Annotated in this window: 9 protein-coding genes; 3 read left to right on the top strand and 6 right to left on the bottom strand. The window is 67.8% G+C overall.

The window, feature by feature from the left end:
* Nucleotides 1-248 precede the first annotated feature (248 nt).
* The 3 genes from GY40_RS02125 to GY40_RS02115 all read left to right on the top strand — a co-directional run bounded on the left by GY40_RS02125 (nucleotide 249) and on the right by GY40_RS02115 (nucleotide 4,028).
* A complete protein-coding gene (locus GY40_RS02125; RefSeq protein ID WP_197062688.1) occupies nucleotides 249-1,811 on the top strand; it encodes a methyltransferase domain-containing protein in 1,563 nt (520 codons plus the stop codon).
* A 66-nt stretch (nucleotides 1,812-1,877) separates the two neighbouring features.
* A complete protein-coding gene (locus GY40_RS26365) occupies nucleotides 1,878-3,659 on the top strand; it encodes a transglycosylase SLT domain-containing protein (RefSeq protein WP_051987430.1) in 1,782 nt (593 codons plus the stop codon).
* Between the two features lie 90 nt (nucleotides 3,660-3,749).
* Nucleotides 3,750-4,028 (top strand): hypothetical protein, encoded by a 279-nt coding sequence (locus GY40_RS02115; RefSeq protein WP_038359850.1) that lies wholly within the window; start codon nucleotides 3,750-3,752, stop codon nucleotides 4,026-4,028.
* Between the two features lie 63 nt (nucleotides 4,029-4,091).
* Here GY40_RS02115 and GY40_RS02110 read toward each other — a convergent pair whose 3' ends face one another.
* From GY40_RS02110 to tssK, 6 genes are read right to left on the bottom strand one after another with little or no spacing between them, the layout of a single operon-like run.
* Nucleotides 4,092-6,161, bottom strand: coding sequence for a protein kinase domain-containing protein (locus GY40_RS02110; protein WP_051987429.1), 2,070 nt, complete (start codon nucleotides 6,159-6,161; stop codon nucleotides 4,092-4,094).
* Nucleotides 6,158-6,967, bottom strand: a complete 810-nt coding sequence (locus GY40_RS02105) for a PP2C family protein-serine/threonine phosphatase (protein ID WP_038358330.1) — start codon at nucleotides 6,965-6,967, stop codon at nucleotides 6,158-6,160. Before GY40_RS02105 ends, GY40_RS02110 begins: the two co-directional genes overlap by 4 nt.
* A 10-nt stretch (nucleotides 6,968-6,977) precedes the next feature.
* On the bottom strand, nucleotides 6,978-7,688 hold the full coding sequence (tagF, locus tag GY40_RS02100) for a type VI secretion system-associated protein TagF (RefSeq protein ID WP_038358328.1): 711 nt from the start codon (nucleotides 7,686-7,688) through the stop codon (nucleotides 6,978-6,980).
* Nucleotides 7,689-7,691: 3 nt separating this feature from the next.
* The gene (gene tssM, locus GY40_RS02095; RefSeq protein WP_038358326.1) at nucleotides 7,692-11,327 is read right to left on the bottom strand and encodes a type VI secretion system membrane subunit TssM; all 3,636 of its coding nucleotides are present in this window, start codon (nucleotides 11,325-11,327) and stop codon (nucleotides 7,692-7,694) included.
* A gap of 12 nt (nucleotides 11,328-11,339) precedes the next feature.
* Nucleotides 11,340-12,788: a type VI secretion system protein TssL, long form gene (gene tssL / locus GY40_RS02090; protein WP_038358324.1), complete on the bottom strand. Its 1,449-nt coding sequence runs from the start codon at nucleotides 12,786-12,788 to the stop codon at nucleotides 11,340-11,342.
* On the bottom strand, nucleotides 12,785-14,122 hold the full coding sequence (gene tssK / locus GY40_RS02085; RefSeq protein ID WP_038358322.1) for a type VI secretion system baseplate subunit TssK: 1,338 nt from the start codon (nucleotides 14,120-14,122) through the stop codon (nucleotides 12,785-12,787). The genes tssL and tssK overlap by 4 nt, the downstream gene beginning before the upstream one ends.
* Nucleotides 14,123-14,132: the final 10 nt, after the last annotated feature.

Here is a 14,132-nt window from a genome sequence, read left to right as displayed (position 1 = left end):
GCAGGCGAAGCAAGCCGAAACAAGGCCGGGCAGAGGCTCGTTGCTATTCGCGGCCGGCTGGATATTGCCGAGTGTTTCCGGAAGCTTGGTCTTTGACCCTAGGGCATTGTCTCAACCGAAGGCGGCGTATTGTGATGTTTTTGCCATAGGCCTGCGCCTTGCTTGGCCTCGCCTTGGGAGATGGCGCCGGACGCTCCTTCAAATGGATGAAGCGCCGCGCGCGGCCATAGGCTGCAATGCGGGTCGCGATGACGAGCGATCCAGCGATCAACCCTTACGACGCGGTGGCCTATCCGGCGCATTCCTTTGCGCAGACGCACCCGTCGCGCCTGGCGACGATCGCGCATTTCCACGGGATGCAGCCGGCGTCGCCAAAGGCGATGCGGGTGCTGGAATTGGGCTGCGGGCGCGGCGGCAACCTGATCCCGATGGCGGTGCAACATCCCGGAAGCCGCTTCCTCGGCATCGACCTGAGCGGGGATTCGATCCGGCAGGCGAATGCCGGCGCAGCCGAGCTCGCGCTGTCCAACATCGCCTTCGAGCAGCGCGACATCCTCGCTGTCACGGCCGAGATCGGCACCTTCGACTACATCATCGTCCACGGCGTCTATTCCTGGGTGCCGGACCCGGTGCGCGAGCGGATCATGGCCCTGTTCGGCGAGCTGCTGGCGCCGCAGGGCGTCGCCTATGTCAGCTATAACGCGCTGCCGGGCTGTCGCTTCCGCGATATGGCGCGCGACATCATGCTGTTCGAGACGCGCCACATCGCCGATCCGCGCGAGCGGGTGCGGGTCGCGCGGGCGGCGCTCAAGGCCTATGCCGAGGCCAGCGATCCGGAGAACTATCACGGCGCCATTCTGCGCCAGCGACTGCAGCAGATCGAAGAACTCGCCGACAACGTGCTCTACCACGACGATCTCAATCCGATCGCGCGGGCTTTCGCCTTACACGAGGTGCTCGATGCCGGCGTGCGGCACGGCCTGCAATTCCTGGCGGAGGCCTCATTTCCCAACCTGTACGGCGCCTCGAAGGGGCCGGCGCAGCGGATGCTGGCGGAGATTCCCCTCGATCAGCCGCTGCGGCGCGAGCAGACCATCGACCTGCTGATCGGCCGGCCCTTCCGCGAGACGTTGCTGTGCCGGGCGCAGGTGCCGCTGCGCCGGGGCGTCAGCGCGGATTCGTTACGGCCCTATTGCCTTGCCGCGGATGTCCAGCCGGTGCAGGAGGACGCGGAGGAGCAAGGGCCGGGCGTCGAGCGCTTCGCCTTTGCGGAAGGCGTCAAGCTCTCGGTGGATCTGCCGGCCTGCAAGGCGGCCTTGAGAATCCTGGGAGCGGCCTGGCCGGCGAACATGGCCTATGCCGATCTCGTCGCGCAGGCGCTGGACGTTGCCGCCGCCGAGGCGGGAGCGGATTTCGATCGCGACCGCGAGACCGCGCGGCTGGAAGAGGCACTGACCGCGATCTTCAAGGCCGGGCTGCTCGACATCAGGCTCGAACCGCCTCCGCTCACGACCACCATCACCGAAAGGCCGCAGGCGAGCCGGGTCGCGCGCTGGCAGGCCGCGACCGCGGCCGAAGTGACCGATCTGCGCCATCGCACCGTACTGCTCGACAGTGCCGTGGTGCGGAAATTCATCTGCCTGCTCGATGGCTCGCGCGACCAGCGCATGCTGCTCGACGACATGAATGCCTTCTTCGGCGAGGCGCGCGCAGCGAGCATCGTCGAGCCGGGCCTGCCCGAGCGGGCGACGGCGGAAGAGGTTGCGATGCATCTCAAGGACGTGGCGCGGCTCGGGCTGCTCCATGGCTGACGATTGTCGCACGCAGCGGTGCGGCGTAACCTTGCGTCAGTGTGAGGTGGAGCGCGGATCGTCGGGATGAGCGAGCGCTTCCGGCAATTCCAAGTCGCGTTTCCGGAGGAAGCCTGCCTCGCAGCGCTGATGCGCCTGAGCCATGGCGGCACGACCATGGCCTGCCCGGCCTGCGGCCGGCCGGCGACCTTCGAGCCGCGCCCGAAGCTGCGCGGCTTTTCCTGCAACCATTGCAACTACATGATCCATCCGGCGGCCGGCACGCCGCTGGAGAGCCGGCGCATCTCCCTGCAGCGCTGGTTCTTCGCCGTGAAGCTAATGGCCGAGCCATCGGCGAAGGCGGCTGTCACGGCCTTGACCCGCGAGGCGGGCCTGCCCCAGCTCGCAGCCAAGCGCCTCGTCGATGAATTGACCGCACTCGGCGAAAAGGGCGGTCCCTCCTGGATCCCCGCCTTGCGCGGGCTTGTGACCGGCAAGGGCGAGCCGCAAGCCGCTTCTGCCGCCGCCCGGCCGATGCCGCCGCAGGCGCCGGAACGGCCTGTCCCTCGGCCGGCCGCCCCGCCGCCGCCGCGTCCGGCCGCCGAGGCCAATGTTCCGCGTGCGCCACCGCTGCCGCGCGAACCGGCGATGCCGAAGGCGCCGCAGTCGTCATCACCATCGCCTGCGCCACGGATAGTGCGACCGGAGCCCGACGCCCTCGCCGCCGCTCCGAAGAAGGCGTTCTCGGGCCGCATGGCGATGGCGGGCATTGCGGCGGGCGTCGTCTGCGTCGTCGCGGCGATCGTGGGGCTGGCCTATGCAAGGCTGCAGCAGGACAGGCCGCCGGACAATACCGAATTCGCTTCGGAGCAGGTGGTCCCGGCGCTGAAGGATGCTCCGGCGCGGCCGTCCTTGATCCTCTCCTCCGTCGAGCAGGATCTGGAGGGCGCGCGGCAGGCGGCCCAGTTCGCGCTCGACAACGATCCTTCGCTCGCCAACATCAAGGCGCAGGACGACGCGCCGACGCAGCAGATCCCGGTCAACCAGTTGCAGTTGCCGTCCAACATCCTCCTGGTGCCGCCCAAGGCGCAGGGCAGTGTGCCGGCGCCGGCGGGGCCGGCCTCGCCAAGCGGAGCGCCGCAGCCGCCGCCGATGATATCCAGCGGCGACCCGGATCAGGTCCTGACCTTCGGGCCGATCAAGATCCGCCGTCATCTCGTCGACACCATCGTACGCGCGAGCAAGGTCGTCGGTGCCGATCCGACGCTCTTGATGGCTGTCGCGGACAAGGAATCTTCGTTCTCGACGGCGGTGAAGGCGCAGACCTCCTCGGCGACCGGGCTCTACCAGTTCATCGAGCAGACCTGGCTCGGCGTGATCTACGAATTCGGCGCGAAGCACGGGCTCGCGGCGGAAACCAAGCTGATCGGCAAGTCCGGCCGGCAGTTCGTCGTCACAGATTCCTCGCAGCGCCAGCGCATCCTCGACATGCGGCGCGAACCCTATATCTCGGCGCTGCTGGCGGCGGAGATGCTCAAGCGCGACACGTTGCGGCTCGAGCGGGCGCTCGGCCGCCATCTCACCGGCGGCGAGATCTACCTGATCCATTTCCTTGGGCCCGATGCTGCGCAGACCTTCATCGAGACGATGGAGGAGACGCCGGGCGTCAAGGCCGCGGAGCTCCTGCCGAAGCCGGCGCAGGCCAACCGGCCGATCTTCTATGCCGATGCCGGCGGCGAGACCAAGACGCTCTCGGTCTCCGAGGTCCACAAGAAGTTCAACGATATGATCAAGATCAGGCTCGACCGCTACAGCGCGGTCAGGCCGACGATGGGGGCGGGCGTCGCCCGGCCGCAGCCGAAGAAGTGATGGCCTTGATCGCGTGCCTCTCGCCGCGGGCAATCCCGCGCGCGGCGTTTCATTCCCCGCGGGGCCGGGGCTCGGGAAGGAGTGATGACCATGGCCGGCAATCGTTTCGAACAGGTCGACGGGCCGCAGGCCGATGCGATCACGCTCAGCCTGTCGGAGCGCGGCGGCGAGGCTTTCGGCCGGGTCCATTGCCCGGCGGAGCTGGCGGCGGGCCATCTCGTCAACGATTTCGTCAGCGACGAGATGGCTGCCAAGGACGCCTATCGCACCGCGATCCGCCTGGCCAACGAGATCAGGGCTCCGATCGTGGTCGAGGACGTGGCGGGCGTCTGGCAGGACGAGTGGGGCGTGCTCTACCGGGAGATGTGAGGGCGCCGGTCGCGCACCCCGGTCATTGCTCCGCTTGGCTCGCAATGATGGGGTCGCGCTTCCTCACTCGATGCGGAAATACTTGACCCCGAGGCCGAGCTTGCCGGTCTGGCGGGCGAGGTCGAGCTTGAGATTCCCGAAGAAGTCACCGGCAGGCGAGGGGTTGGGGCCGGAGAGCGCCGGCAACGGCTCCTGGCTGACGAGGGCGAGCACCGTCTGCGGGCGGGCCGCGCCGCCGGTCGATTCGAGCTTCAGGTTGAAGCTCACCTTGTCGCCCTCGCGCTTCATGAAGCTCGCGAGATTGTAGACGAGGCCGTCATCGCCGATCAGCACGACATCGAGATTGAGGCCGCCGCCGGCCTCGACCGAGCCGTTGAGTACCTCGCCGCTCTTCATGTTGAACGAGCCGATCTGCAGCTTCACGTTGCGATCGATCGCGAGGCCGGGCTGGCGCAGGAAATCGGCCATGGGGCACTGCGCCTTGGTCAGCGGGCGCAGGTTGATCTGCGCCTCGAAGCCCTGCGCCGCCTTGAAGGCGCTGTCGAAGGCGACGAAAGGCTCGGTGCCGCTGCCGAAGCCTTCGAGCACGGCCTTGCGATCGCCGATATCGATCGGCCAGAGGAAGAAACAGGAGCCGCCGTCATAGTCGCGGACGAAGCGTTCGATTCGCTCGGCCGGCGTGCGCGCATCGGGTTCCTTCACGATCGGCGGAGACTGCTGGGGATTCGTATTTTCGCCGGGAGGCTTCTGCGTGTTGATGGCGACCGGCGATTTCACCGGGGGCTTGGTGTCGACACCGGGCGGCGTGAGAGGCGGGGGCGTGATCGCGGGCGGCCTTACGGGAGGCGCTACCGGCGGCGTGGGCGGAAGCTGCGTGCCGTTTTCGGCATCGACAGCAAGCTGGCCATCGGCCGGCTTCTGCTGCGTCGTCTGCGGGGGCGAGGAGAGTGGCGGGCTCGCATTGTCCGGCGTGGCCTTGGGGCCACCGGAATCGCTCCGTCCCGAAGCCGCGGTTTCGGGCTTGGTCTCGGTCAGAGCCGGCGGGTTGCCCCCGAGGGACTCGGTTCGGCCGGAAGGTGGCGGTTCGGAGAGCGGGGGCGGGGAATTGGCCGGAAGGCGTGCGGTCTGGCTGGTTTCGGCCGGCTTCAGTGCCGTCCAGGCGTAGAAGCCGCCGCCGGTCAGCAGGGCGAGCGCGGCGATGCCGGCGACCAGCGGCAGCGGTGAACGCGCCTGCTTGCCGGCTGATCGGCTGGCGGCCGCTGCGGCCTTCTTGCCGACCGGCTGCGGCTGCCAGGCGGCGATTTCGGCCATGTCGGCCGGGCGATTTTGCGGGTCGGGTGCCAGCATCCGCGCCAGCAGAGGGCGCAAGCTGGCGTCGACCTGCGAGAGATCGGGCAGGCGGCGGCGCTTGTCGAGGATGTCGGCCTGGCTGCCGCCCATGTCGATGGCACGCCCGGTCAGGGCCTGCGCCAGCACCAGCGCGAAGGAATACATGTCCGAGCGGCCGGAGACCTCGCCGCCATAGAGGCCGAGCTGCTCGGGCGAGACATAGTTGTATTTGCCGGCGAAGCCGGAGCCGATCACCGTGCCCTCGCCGAGGATGCTGGAGCGGGCGATGCCGAAATCGATGATCTTGGCGCGCGAGGGATCGCCGCCCGGCAGGATGATGTTGTCCGGCGAGATGTCGCGGTGGATGATGCCGAGCCGGTGGGCGGCATGCAGCCCCGGCGCGACGCGCTGGCGCAGGATGTCGGCTTCCTCGATCGTCAGCGGCCGCTCCTTGATGCGCTCGGAAAGTGGCTGGCCATCGACGAACTCCATCGCGAGATAGGGCGATTCCGTCACCGGATCGATGGTGAAGACGTAATAGCGGACGATGGCCTCGTTATAGAGGTTGTGCAGGGCCGCCGCCTCGCGCCGGAACAGGGCGAGGGCCGCCTCGTCGCGGGCCATCTCGGGCCGGATCATCTTGATCGCGACCGCATCGCCGGTCTGGATCGCGCGGCCGCGATAGACCTCACCCATGCCGCCGACCGCGATCAGGCTCTCGATCTCGTAGATGCCGTTGAGCTTCGTGCCGATGCGGGCATTGGCACGGGGCGCGATGACGGTGCGCTCGGAGTCGTCGCTCATGGCGTGTTGCTCCCTGGCGTGCTGCTCCCTGCCATGCGCCGGTTCGGCATCCAGCGTGTCCTTTCGGCCTGGCCTTGTCGATAGCGGACGATGATGATCGTGACGTTGTCGCGCGCGCCGCGTTCGAGCGTCAGGGCGAGCAGGGCGTCGCAGGCGGCCTGGGCGCTCTCGGCCTCGACGGCGCGCAAGATCTCGGTATCCGCGACATGTTCGGTCAGCCCGTCCGAGCAGAGGAGGAAGGTGTCGCCATCGGCGATTTCGCCGCTCTCGATATCGAGCTCGGGCGTCTCGTGCACGCCGATGGCATGGGTGATGACGTGCCGGCGCGGCGAGCGCTTCGCCTCCTCGGCGGTGAGCAGCCCGCGGTCGACCATGTCCTGGACCTCGGTGTGGTCGCGTGAAATCTGGGTGATTTGCCCGGAGCGGACGAGATAGATGCGGCTGTCGCCCGACCAGACGCAGGCGAAATGGCGCCGGTGGACGAGCAGCACCACCAGCGTCGCGCCCATGGTAGCGCCGCGCTTGCGGATCTCCTCGCGCAGCGTCTCGTTGGCGCCGAGCACGCTGTCTTCCAGCATCGCCAGCAGATCGGGCGCCGAGCCCGCCGCGCCCACCGCTTCGAGCGCGGCGACCACGGTCGCGCTGGCAAGCGCGCCGTTCTCGTGCCCGCCCATGCCGTCGGCGACCGCCCAGAGGCCGATTTCCGGACGCAGGATGAAGTTGTCCTCGTTCGCCTTGCGCACCTTGCCGGTATGACTGATGCAGCCGGTCTCGAAGTCTGAGGCCTCGCGTGGGGCTTCGTTCATGGCGCAACCCTCATGAGCTGACGCGCTTGGGTTCGAGATGGGCATCGAAACGACCCGTCAACAGGCCGGAGAAGAGGTAAGGGTCCGGCAATGCCTGACCGGTCAGCGCCAGCGGCTCGAAATTCGGCCCGCCGATTGTCCAGAGATAGGAGGCATGAGCATAGGCACGGGCATGATCCTCGATGCGCAGGGCCGCCAGCCGCTCGGGAAAGCCGGCAGCGGTCGCGGCGCTGACGATGGTGCCATCCGAAAGGCGCACCATGTCCTGCGGCGGGGCGGCGAGGAGGTGGTCATTGGGGACGGGCAGGGCGGTCAGCCTTTGCGCCACGGCTTCGTAGCTCGCTTCCGGATCGAGCGCCTGCAGCAGAAAATCCTCGACCGCCTCGAACCATTGCTCCTGCGGGTCGAGCTCCGGCGGCGGGATCGCGGCGCCCGGGCTGGCGGCGGCGAAGACGGTCAGCGGGAAATAGCGGCCGACGCCGTCGACCGAGGGCATGAAGGCGCCCGTGACCGTCTGCCCGCCGGCCTGCGCGCCGCCCAGCCAGAAGCGCCAGATCGGGGCGTTGAGATAGGCGTCCTGCCAACGATTGCCGAGTTCGAGCCGGCTCGCGGTCAGCCCGCCCTGCAGCCATTTCTCGTAAGGCCCGAGGAAGCTGGAGGGGGCGTTCAGCGCGATGAAGTCACGCTTGGCCGGAAGCTTGCCGAAAAGGCCGCAGCTCAAGGCTCAAATCCCGGATGGGCAGCGGATTTCCCGCAGCGCCGGCAGGATCAGGGGGTTCTTGAGCGAGCCGACGCCGAAGGAATAGCCGACCTGCCGGCCGCCGGCACTCAGGTTGAAGCCGACATTGTCGCCCTGCTTCAGCACCGAGCCGGCATCGAGCAGACGGAAGAAGGACCAGGTGCCGTCCTTCTCGAAGAGCTTGGCCTCGCCCTGGGCAGCGTTGCCGCTTTGTGAGCCCGAAGAGAAGAAGCCGCCGCCGAACATGCCGCCCGAGGCGTTGCCACTTGCCCCGCCGAGCGTCAGCGTCACCGCCGTCTTGCCGACGCCGCCGCCCGGCCACATTACCGGGGCCGGCGTGTTGACGCCCTGCTGGCTCGTCACGGTGAAGCCGTTGATCTCCAGCTTGGCGTTGGACGCATCGGCCGAGAGCGCGGTCGGCGTCACCACCATCTGGAAGGAGGGCAGGTTGCCGCCGGTCGGGAAGAAGGCCTCCTTGATCTCGCTGGCGCGCTGGAATTCACGCAGCGTCGTGGGTGAGAGAGCACGCGCGACGCGGCTGTCGACGCGCCAGCTCCATTGCGGCTTAGAGGTGTCGACGAAGGGCTCCAGCCGCTCCTTGTAGAACTTGTCCATGATCTGGCCGGGGGCGAAGAGCCGGGCGAAATCGGCGAGCGGCACGTCGCGGGCGCTGGCCTTGGTGAACGGGTAGCGGTTGGTGACGATCTCGTTGCAAACACCGGTGACCTGTTCCGCCAGGGCCTGTCGCAGCAGGGCGACGGTGGCGCCGGTGGCATCGCCCTCGAAATCGTTGACCGCCTGCACGATCATGCCGTCGAACGGGGCGGGGTAGCGCGAGGAATTGGCGCGCAAGGTTGCGATCAGCGGCACGAGCGCCGCATTCGCCGCCGCCGACTGGGCCGGATTGGTCGCGGCGATGGCGAGGTTCTGGCTGATCTCCGAGAAGGTCTGGAGGAGCTGGTCGACCGGCCGGCGGCCGAGATCGCCGTCGACGAGGACGTGGTAGGGCTTGAACTGGGCCTCGATATCGGCGCCGAGCGAGACGTCGTTGCTGCCGGCGAGCACGCGGTCGACGCCGGCCGAGGCCATCGGCAGGTTGGCGCCGAGACGGCCGAGCGCCTGGCTGGCGCGCTCGTCCAGCGTCTGCGCCGCGTTCTTCGCGGCGGTCTGCGCCACGGCCTTCTTCGCGTTGGGGCGCTCCTTGGTGAGCTGCGTCTCGTCGCGCAGGGATTCCAGCACTTGCTTGAAGGGCGATGTCGCCGCCGAGATAGCACTGAGTGCGACATAGCGCGGCTTGTCGGCATTGAGCGGCCGGAGCTTCAACCGCCGCAGCGTCTTCTGCCAGGTCGCGACATAGTCGCGGCTGTAGAGTTTCATGAGGTCCTGAAAGAGCGTCGCGTATTGCGCGGTGATCGCCTGCTGGTCGACGTTTTCACCCAGCACCCAGCGCTCCTTCTCGATGCGGTCGCCGATATCGCCGAGCCGGCCGATGAAGGCGCTCTGGAAGCCGTCATAGGTGTAGAAATACGGCACGCGGACCTGATCGAGATCCTCGCCGCCGACGCCTTCGAAGACCAGCCGGACATCGGAACCGCCGCGCTGCGAGACGACCCAATCCTTGGCGCTGTCGCTGCGGGATTGCGTGCGCAGGAGCTCATAGGCGCGCTCGGCGATGCTGAGGCGGCGCAGCGTCCGCTGGCTCTGCTCGATCAGCGACTGGTTGAGCTTCACCATCGGCTCGCCCGTGCCCTCGTCGAGGTCGAGCATGGCGGTCAGGTGCTCCTCCAGCGCCTCGCGGCCCTTGGCGTTGGCCGGGCCTGGGAAGAGGTTCTCGGCCCAGTCCAGCCGCATCCAGGAGGTGACGAGGTCGCGGTCCAGCTTCGCCTGGCCGCCGATCATCATGTAGACCTTGAGCGCCTCGTAGACGAAGCCGGGATTGTTGGCCTGCTGCTCGAGCTGCTCCTCCAGGCGGAAGATGATGCGGGGCCGCAGCATCCGCTCCAGACCCTGCTGGTAAGTGATCTCGCTCGCGTTCTGGAGGCGCTCGCGCTGGCTGAGCCCGAAGGTGGCCAGCGTCGGCGTTGGCTCGGCTTGCGTGGCATAGCCGGCCGGCATGTTGCGGAGCTTGTGCAGCAGGGGCAGCACGCGGCTGAAATTGCGATCGGAGATCGTGGTCTCCTGCAGCACGGGCGCGGCGGCGCTGCGATAGTCGGAAAGGCCGTAATTGGTGGCGGTGATCAGGTCGCTGTTGCGCGAAAAACTCGTCCACCACAGGCCGAGCGCGGCGAGCGACAGCAGCGCGACCGTCGCGAAACCGGCGATGCGCAGCGCGGTGGTGCGGCGGGCGGCGCCGAGATCGGTCGAGACCCAGCCGGATTCGCCGATCACCACCTTCTGGATCAATTCGGTGAGGAAATAGCTCTTGCCTTTACCAGAGAAGGAAGCCGCGCCGGCATGGTCCGAGCCGAAATTGCGCGAGAGCGCGCCGATCAACTGATCGATCGGAGTGCCTTCTTGCGTACCCGAAGTGAAGTAGAAGCCGCGCAAGGTCGCATTGGCGTGGTAGCGCGTCGGCTCGAAGACGCGGGTCAGGAAATCGACGATGGAGCGCTTCAGCGTCGCCATCTGGCTGGGGAAGCCGAAGATCTGGGCGCGCGCGGTCGGGTTGTGCTCGTCCTGCAAACGATCGGGCAGGCGCTCGTTCAGCCGCTCGATCAGCGCGTCATATTCCGGCGGCACGTCGCCGATCATGTTGCGGGTCTTGTCGGCGGTCTGGAAGGTGTGGCCCCAGACCATGCGCCGCTGCGGCTCGGTCAACTGGCCGAAGAACTCGTTGAAGCCGGCGATCAGGTCGGCCTTGGTGAAGATCGCATAGACCGGGAAATCGACCTTCAGCCGCTCGTGCAGTTCGAGCAGGCGGGCGCGGATCGCGTCGGCATGGGCGGCGATCTCCTCCGGCGAGGAGGTCAGCAGGTCCTCGACGCTGATCGCGACCAGCACGCCGTTGATCGGCTGGCGCGGGCGGTTGGTCTTGAGCAGGTCGAGGAAGGCAAACCAGCTCGATTTCTCGGCCTTGGTGTCGGTGTCCTGCGTGGTGTAGCGGCCGGCGGTGTCGATCAGCACCGCATCCTCGGCGAACCACCAGTCGCAATAGCGCGTGCCGCCGGAGCCGGCGACGGCGGCGGGTGTCGCGCCGCGCGCCAGCGGGAATTTCAGGCCGGAATTGACCAAAGCGGTGGTCTTACCGGCGCCGGGCGGGCCGATGATGACGTACCAGGGCAGGTCGTAGAGATAGTCGCCGCCCTTGCCGCGGGCGCTTTTCAGCGTCGCCAGCGCATCCTTCATCGCGCTGGAGAGGGCGGCGCCGTCGCCGGTCGTTTCTTCCTTTTCCAGCGCCTCGGTCAGCGCGGCCGTCGCCTTGCGGCGGCGGATGATGATGACGGCGATCCAGGCGAGCGCGCCGACGAGGAGAAGCACGGCGACGGGCATGCGGACCCAGAAGGATTCGAAGGGACGCACCTCCCCGAAAGCGACGAAGGGGCCGCCGAACCAGATCAGCGCGGCCAATGCGAGCGCGCCGATCAGGATCGCGATGATGCGCAGCCAGGTGGCGAGATTCATAGCTTCGCCCTCCTAGTTCTGACGCTGGATCAGGATTTCGACGCGCCGGTTCTGGGCGCGGCCGGCGGGGGTGGCATTCGGCGCGATCGGCGTGTCCGCGCCCTTACCCTCGAAGCTGATGCGATCGGGCTTGGTCAGCTTGGTCTTCAGCATGTCGCCGACCGCCTTGGCACGGGCCTGCGAGAGCTCGACATTGGAGGGGAAACGGGCGGTGCGGATCGGTACATTGTCGGTATGGCCGACGACCTTGATCGCGCCTCCCTCCTGCTCCAGCACAGCGGCGATGCGCTCGATCAGCGGCTGGAACTCGGCGCGCACGGCAGCCTGTCCCGGCTCGAACAGGGTGATACCGGCGAGGCGCACGATGACGACGTTCGGCGTCACCAGGCAGACGATCGGCGGCTGCACCGCGGCGCAGACCTTGGGGGGCTGTGCCGGTGGAGGCGGTGGAGGCGGCGGGGCCGAGAAGACCTTGCGCATGATCCCGACCTCGCCCTTGGGATGGACCGAGAGCAGGGCGGTTGAGGCCGCCTCGGCATTGCCGGCAAGCAGGGCGCGGAAGACGAAATAGACGCCGAGCAGGGCGACGGCCGCGATCGCCGCCACCGACCAGACGGGCACCTTGAAGCCGGTCACGGCCTGCGCGATGGCCTGCCCGCGCCAGCGAGGCGAGAGCTCCGGGTCGGGCTGCTTCACCCGGCGCAGCGTCTCGAACAGGTTGCGCTGGATCATCTGGAGATTGTTGGCGCCGCCCGCCGACGTCCGGTGGATGCCCTGGAAGCCGAGCGCGAGGCAGGCATGCATCAGTTCGAGCAGGTCATAATTGACCGACGGATCGGCCTTGGCCTTGTCGAGCATCTCGAAGAAGCGCACGCCGCCGATGCGCTCGCCGAAGAAGCGCGAGAGCATGCTGTACTGGGTCCAGACATGACGGTCGTCGCCGGGAATATTCTGGACGATGTCGTCGGCGCTGGCAGCGATGACGTATTTCGCCGTCTGCGCGGTTTCGTGCGAGACGCCGGCGGCGCGGACCTCATGCTCGAAGGCCTCGATGGATTCGCCGACCTGGCCGAGAAGCTGCGCGAAGGGCGCGTTGGAGAGGTTGGCGCGCATCCGCCCGAGCAGGAGCAGGAGCGGACCCGCGGCACGCAGAAGCGGGTTGGCGTTCGGCGTCAGGAGCTGGTCGCGGCGCGGCAGGGCTTGGCCGCCGCCAGAGGGCGGCGGGGCCTGCTGCTGGCGCGGCGGGATCGGCGCCGGGTTCGACATCCATTCGTCGCCGGTGCCGGGCACGCCGGGCGAAGGCACTTGCGGTGGCTGATAGGGCTGGGGCGCCTGCGGGGCAGCCGGGGTTGGTGCGGCAGGAGCGGGCGGCAGGGGCGCGCGGCGCCCGCCGGGGTTCGGCCTGATGATCGTTCGCTCGGAGCGGCCGAACGGATCTGAGGGCGAACCCGGATCGCTCATCGTCTGCCCTCCAGAACGGCCCAGAGCTCGAGTTCGAGATCGGGCCAGTCACCGGAAAAATGCATGCCGATCGAACTCGCCGTACTGAACTCGGGCCAGAGCGGCGAGGTGCGGTCGAGATAGAAGTATACATGATCCGTCAGCGCGCGGATCTGCGGTGGCGGCGTCGGCAGATGGACGAGATTGATGCCCGGCAGATGGGCATGGACGATCTCGTTCATCTTGGTGTTGGGGCCGATCTTGAAGAGCTGCGGGAACTGCGCCTGGATCTCGGTGAGCGGCCGGCGGGCTGCCACTTCCAGCACGAGCGTCGCATTGCGGATGAGGCTGCGGTCGCGGATCGTCGACATGAAGGCGTTCTGCGCGCGCTCGACGATCTCCAGCCGGATGGCGCGGCGGCCGAGGTTGGCCGAGAGGAAGTCCTGGATGTCGCGCACCACCGGAGCGAAGCAATTCTCCAGGTCGTCGTGGTCATAGGCCGGGTAGTCGCGGGCGCGGCGTTCGGCCGTGGTGAAGGTCGCAAGCTCGCCGGCGAGCGCCAGGAATGTCGAGAACAGCCGCTCGGGATGGACGAAGCGCGAGCGGCGCATATGCTTGAGCACGGGAATGTTGCGGTTGAGGAGCTGGAGCACGAAATAGTCGGCGCTCTGCAGGCCGCCGCCGGCCGTGGGATCGGCAGCGTAGCGGGCGAGCTCCTCCAGCTTGTTGTCGATCCAGCCGATAACGCGGTCGAGCCAGCCCTCGATGACCGGATAGGCCGAGCAGACCAGCACGGGCGGGGCGAATTTCTCGTCGAAGAGCACGGCACGGTCGCGCACTTCGAGGATGCGGCCGAGCGCCAGGCCGACATAGCCGGCCTTGGCGGTCTTGCGCAGCTCCAGGGTCAGGCGCGGATGGGCGACGTCGATTTCCTCCTCGGTGCGCAGCGAGGCTGTCGAGTCGATCAGCATCTCGGTCGCGGGGAGATAGCGGCTCGCGGAGCCGGTCTGTGCGTCCTCGACCTCGCGGGTGTTGGCGGCCGAGAGCGGCAGGGAGAGCCAGACGATTTGGCCCGCCGCATTCTCCGGGACCTCGATCGCGGCCGGGAGCGGGCTGTTGTCAGGCAGCGCGAAGGGCGTGCCGTCCGGCATCACGCCGACGGCGCGGCGCAGACCGATGCGGCTCTGCTGGGCGAGGTCGCGGTCAATCTCCAGCACCGAGAAGCCCCACGGATAGGGCGTGATGGCCCTGACCCGGCTTTCCAGCAGGTTCTCAAGATAGCGGTCGCTCTGCTGGAAATGATGCGGCCTGAGGAACAGCCCTTCCGACCAGACGACCTTGCTGTACCACGACATTCCGGTCTCG

The organism is Allobosea sp. UNC402CLCol, assembly GCF_000745475.1.
Taxonomy (GTDB): domain Bacteria; phylum Pseudomonadota; class Alphaproteobacteria; order Rhizobiales; family Beijerinckiaceae; genus Allobosea; species Allobosea spartocytisi.
This window is presented reverse-complemented; position numbering and strand designations above follow the sequence as displayed.

What these genes read in the sequence shown, in the direction of transcription:
- tssK (WP_038358322.1), bottom strand. Translation starts at nt 14,122, where the DNA reads ATGTCGTGGTACAGCAAGGTCGTCTGGTCGGAAGGGCTGTTCCTCAGG.
- tssM (WP_038358326.1), bottom strand. Translation starts at nt 11,327, where the DNA reads ATGAATCTCGCCACCTGGCTGCGCATCATCGCGATCCTGATCGGCGCG.
- GY40_RS02110 (WP_051987429.1), bottom strand. Translation starts at nt 6,161, where the DNA reads ATGAGCGACGACTCCGAGCGCACCGTCATCGCGCCCCGTGCCAATGCC.
- GY40_RS02105 (WP_038358330.1), bottom strand. Translation starts at nt 6,967, where the DNA reads ATGAACGAAGCCCCACGCGAGGCCTCAGACTTCGAGACCGGCTGCATC.
- GY40_RS02125 (WP_197062688.1), top strand. Translation starts at nt 249, where the DNA reads ATGACGAGCGATCCAGCGATCAACCCTTACGACGCGGTGGCCTATCCG.
- tssL (WP_038358324.1), bottom strand. Translation starts at nt 12,788, where the DNA reads ATGAGCGATCCGGGTTCGCCCTCAGATCCGTTCGGCCGCTCCGAGCGA.
- GY40_RS26365 (WP_051987430.1), top strand. Translation starts at nt 1,878, where the DNA reads ATGAGCGAGCGCTTCCGGCAATTCCAAGTCGCGTTTCCGGAGGAAGCC.
- GY40_RS02115 (WP_038359850.1), top strand. Translation starts at nt 3,750, where the DNA reads ATGGCCGGCAATCGTTTCGAACAGGTCGACGGGCCGCAGGCCGATGCG.